Annotated in this window: 1 pseudogene; it reads right to left on the minus strand. The window is 74.7% G+C overall.

Annotated elements, in window-relative coordinates:
• Nucleotides 1-363 (minus strand): annotated as a pseudogene (locus TN53_RS42585) (MMPL family transporter); the annotation flags it as partial.
• Nucleotides 364-419: the final 56 nt, after the last annotated feature.

Below are 419 nucleotides of genomic sequence, written 5' to 3' on the forward strand. Positions count from 1 at the left end.
GTCGCCGAGATCGACGAGGGCCTCGAGGTCTTCGGCCGACAGCCGGCTCTGGTCGGGGTACTGCCCCCGGACGACCGGGATCCGCCCGTCGGCCGAGACAAGGCCGCCGCGCACGGCGGTGTCCCCGCGTGCGTCGAGCCCCGCCGCCGGGTCGCTCGTGCCGAGCACGTGCGGCAGCCGCTTCACCTCGGCCCGCAGCCGCGTGAGAGCGGCGCGCGCGCCGTCGTCGTCGTCGTCGTCGAAGAACGTCGCACCGTCGTCGAGGGGGGTGACGACCACTTGGGCGGTCATCCCCTCCTGGCCGGTGCCTGCCCGCTCGATCAGTTCCGCGGCCCGTCGGGAGTCCAGTCCCGGAGCGGTCATCGAGTCCACGGTCCGCCCGCCGAAGGAGACGGCAGAGAGGACGGCGAGCGTGGCGG

It is taken from the genome of Streptomyces sp. WM6386, from assembly GCF_000972385.1.
In the GTDB taxonomy this organism is placed as follows: Bacteria; Actinomycetota; Actinomycetes; order Streptomycetales; family Streptomycetaceae; genus Streptomyces.